The 3,233-nt window shown below is 63.4% G+C and carries 3 protein-coding genes; all 3 read right to left on the bottom strand.

The genetic code is table 11. From position 1 onward, the window contains the following. On the bottom strand, window positions 1-953 hold a 953-nt coding region (locus EN750_RS25595; protein ID WP_145967908.1), incomplete at its 3' end, for an aldose epimerase family protein. 92 nt (window positions 954-1,045) lie between these two features. After that, the gene (locus EN750_RS25590) at window positions 1,046-2,503 is read right to left on the bottom strand and encodes an NAD-dependent succinate-semialdehyde dehydrogenase (RefSeq protein ID WP_127267428.1); all 1,458 of its coding nucleotides are present in this window, start codon (window positions 2,501-2,503) and stop codon (window positions 1,046-1,048) included. Between the two features lie 191 nt (window positions 2,504-2,694). Then, a partial coding sequence (locus tag EN750_RS25585) for an AEC family transporter (protein ID WP_189526443.1) occupies window positions 2,695-3,233 on the bottom strand: 539 nt, incomplete at its 5' end.

Below are 3,233 nucleotides of genomic sequence, written 5' to 3'. Positions count from 1 at the left end.
AAATAGGGCCGGTTCGGCGCATCCGGCCAAATCTGCGGCTCGAGGCAGAAACCGCAAAAGGCCTTGTAGTTCCGCCCTTCCAGCCCGGTGCGCGGCGTCACATACTGACCGGTATAGAGCTGGACGCCGGGCTCAGTGGTCCAGACCTCCATCTCGACACCGGAACTGGCGCCTTGCGTCCACGCCGCCTGTTTGAGCGGCCCGCGTGTCGAAGCGAGGCAGAAATTCTGGTCGTAGGGCAGCTGTTCGCCCTCGGTCTCCATGCGCAACGGCCGCGCCTGGCGGAAATCGAACGGCGTGCCGTCAACCGGCTTGACCACCCCGGTCGGGATCATGTCGCCATCGACCGGCAGATAGGCGCCGGCATTCAACATCATCCTGTGGTCGAGAATGTCTCCGGCGCCGCCATCGTCCAGGTTGAAGTAGGAATGCTGGGTGAGATTGCACAGCGTCGGCTCCTCACAGGTGGCTGTCAGCTCGACGCTAAGCGTGCCGGGGATCTTCAACCGGTAGGTGCAGGTGACATCAAGCGCGCCGGGAAAACCCATCGCGCCGTCGTGATCGTGCAGGGTCAGCGTGACGAAATCCCTGCCATGCAAGGAAACCGTCCACGGCCGGTGGGAGTAACCTTGCGAGCCGCCATGCAGCGTATGCTTGTCGAGGAAGTTTTGCTCGGTCTGGTAGCGGCTGCCGCCAATGGTGAAGCGGCCGTCACGGATGCGGTTGGCGTAGCGGCCGACGACAGCACCGAAGAACGCCGTATCCGTCTCGTAGCCTTCCAGGCTGTCATAGCCGAGCACCAGCGGAGCATCGTGCCCGGTCAGGCGCAGATCCTGGATGATCGCGCCCAGACCGATCATGTTGGCTGTGATGCCGCCGCCCCTGATCGTGAAGCGACGCACCTGCTCGCCAGCCTGCGTCGTGCCGAAAACCTCGCCGTCCTTCATCGCCATGCCCGTAAATGCCAGTTGATCCAGAAGACTTCGGCTGGTTTTCCCACGAGAGATGGGCAGGCTATCGGTCTGCTCATCTCAGGGATAGCCTATCAGAGGCCGAGGCCGCCGATGCAGACATATTTGGTGTCGAGGTAATCCTCGATGCCCTGATGTCCGCCTTCCTTGCCGAGGCCGGATTCCTTGACGCCGCCGAATGGCGCTTCCGGCGTGGTGATGAGGCCTTCATTGACGCCGACCATGCCGTATTTCAGCCCTTCCATCACACGGAAGGCGCGGCCGAGATCGCCAGTGTAGAAGTAGCAGGCGAGGCCGAATTCGGTGTCGTTGGCGAGGGCGACGGCTTCCTCTTCGGTCTCGAACTTGAACACCGGTGCGACCGGGCCAAAGATCTCTTCCTTCATGAAGCGCATCTTGGGCGTCGCATTGGCAATGACGGTCGGCTGGAAGAACGAACCGCCGAGCGCATGGCGCTTGCCGCCGGCGACGATCTTGCCGCCCTTGGATGTGGCGTCGGCGATCAGTTCCTCGACCTTTTCCACCGCCTTCTCGTCGATCAGCGGCCCCTGCTGCACGCCGTCCTCGAGGCCGGAGCCGACCTTCAGCCCGTTGCTGGCGGCAGCGAGCTTCTCGACGAACTTGTCATAGACACCAGCCTGGACAAGGAAGCGGTTGGTGCAGACGCAGGTCTGGCCGGAATTGCGGTACTTGGCGGTGATCGCACCGGCGACCGCACGCTCGAGGTCGGCGTCGTCGAAAACGATGAACGGCGCGTTGCCGCCGAGCTCCATCGATACCTTCTTGACGGTGACCGACGACTTCTGGATGAGAAGCTTGCCGACCTCGGTCGAGCCGGTGAAGGTGATCTTCGACACCAGCGGATTGGCGCAAATCTCGTCGCCGATCTCGCTGGCCGAACCGGTCAGGATGTTGACGACGCCCTTGGGGAAGCCGACTTCCTCGGCGAGCGCACCCCAGGCGAGGCCCGAATATGGCGTCTGCGACGCCGGCTTGACCACCGCGGTGCAGCCGGCGGCGAGCGCCGGGCCGAGCTTGCGAGCCAGCATCGAGGACGGGAAATTCCATGGCGTGATGGCGGCAATGACGCCGACCGGCTCCTTGGTCACCAGGATGCGGCGGTCCGCCCATGGTGAGGGCACGACATCGCCATAGGTGCGGCGGCCTTCCTCGGCGAACCACAATATGTAGGCCGCGGCGGAGCCAATCTCGCCCTTCGATTCGAACAGCGACTTGCCCTGCTCGATGGTCAGCAGTTCGGCCAGCACGTCCTGATTGTCCATCATCGCGTCATGCAGCTTGCGCAGCAGCTTCGAGCGCTCGAGCGCGGTGGTCTTGCGCCACGACTTGAAGGCGACGGCGGCGGCCTCGATGGCGCGGCGCGTCTCGGCCTTGCCCGACTTCGGCACGGTGCCGATCTTGAGACCGGTGGCCGGATTGTTGACGTCGACTGTCTGGCCGCTGTCGGCCTGCACCCACTCGCCGTTGATGAGATTGGCCTGCCGCATGAAATGGCTGGTTTTCTGAAGCATGGTCTATCCTCCGTTCAGCGCCCTGACGGGCCGGTCTGTGAAATCTTCGGTGAGCGTGCGCCATGGACTGAAGCCGGCACGCCGGAGCCACTGCTCTTTACCGAGGGCAAGGCCCGCAAGCAATCGCAAGATGGCATATAGGGCTTGGGCCACAGCGAGACGAGAGCAGGCGACGTGCTTACCCCAATGCCTTACCCGAAAACGTGCAAGACGACAGTCAGCCAGAAAGCCGTGGTGATGGCTGCACAGGCCGTTGCGATGGTCATCTGGTTCGACGCCAGCGCCTGGCCGGTGTTGAACTGAACGGCGATGAGATAGGAATTGACGCCGGATGGCATCGCGGCCACCATCACCGCCACCTTGGCCGTCAAGGGCGGCAGGCCGAGCAGCCAGACGAAGACCAGGACCAGCGCCGGCATCAGGAACAGCTTCAGCACCGAAAGCACCAACGCCGGCCTGACATTGCCCGAAATGCCGAAGCGGCGCAGGCTGAGCCCCATGGCAAACAGCGCCACCGGACCGGCCGTATCGGCCAGCGCATCAACCAGGCGCATGGCGACGTCAGGCAGCGGCGCACCCGTGATGCGCCATGCAAGGCCTGCCAGAATGCCGATGATCAACGGATTCATGAAAAGCCGCCTGAGGAAGCTCCGGATAACGCGCAAGGGATGCACGGGTTCGCCGCTCCCGCGGCCGAAGACTTCGAACAGCACGATCGAGGCCATTAGCA

This window comes from Mesorhizobium sp. M7A.F.Ca.ET.027.03.2.1 (genome assembly GCF_003999175.1).
Taxonomy (GTDB): Bacteria; Pseudomonadota; Alphaproteobacteria; order Rhizobiales; family Rhizobiaceae; genus Mesorhizobium.
The sequence above is the reverse complement of the archived record's forward strand: the minus strand, read 5'-3'. Positions and strand labels throughout refer to the sequence as shown.

Coding starts and splice junctions, on each gene's coding strand:
- EN750_RS25590 (WP_127267428.1), bottom strand. CDS start 2,503: ATGCTTCAGAAAACCAGCCATTTCATGCGGCAGGCCAATCTCATCAAC.